The organism is Paenibacillus sp. GYB006 (assembly GCF_036577645.1).
In the GTDB taxonomy this organism is placed as follows: Bacteria; Bacillota; Bacilli; order Paenibacillales; family Paenibacillaceae; genus Paenibacillus.
In genome coordinates this window covers 1-415 of record NZ_JARBDA010000067.1, presented here as the reverse complement: position 1 = coordinate 415, position 415 = coordinate 1, and the positions used below count along the sequence as shown (strand labels likewise).

The following is a 415-nucleotide window of genomic DNA, read 5'->3' as shown; positions in this document are numbered from 1 at the left end:
GTAGATAGGCTGGGGGTGGAAGTGCAGCAATGCATGGAGCTGACCAGTACTAATCGGTCGAGGGCTTATCCTACAATTAAATTGCAAAGATTGTTTCGTATCTAGTTTTCAGGGAGCAAAACCTTGAGGGAAACCTAAACGCTTGTTTCTTGATTCACACTTCGGTGTTGAACCCAAGCAAACGCGAAGAGCGAATGGATTTTCCGAAGATTTTAAGCTGCATGTCCTTTCTAAGGACTGATATTTTGCTGGTGAGTATTCACTGAAGATATCACAGCGCAAAAATCACGTTTGGTGGCGATAGCGGAGGGGTTCCACACGTACCCATCCCGAACACGACCGTTAAGCCCTCCAGCGCCGATGGTACTTGGACCGCAGGGTCCTGGGAGAGTAGGACGCCGCCAAGCGAAAACCC

Annotated in this window: 1 rRNA gene; it reads left to right on the top strand. The window is 49.2% G+C overall.

The window, feature by feature from the left end:
- Nucleotides 1-290 precede the first annotated feature (290 nt).
- A 5S ribosomal RNA gene (gene rrf, locus PV403_RS24980) occupies nt 291-407 on the top strand.
- Nucleotides 408-415 lie beyond the last annotated feature (8 nt).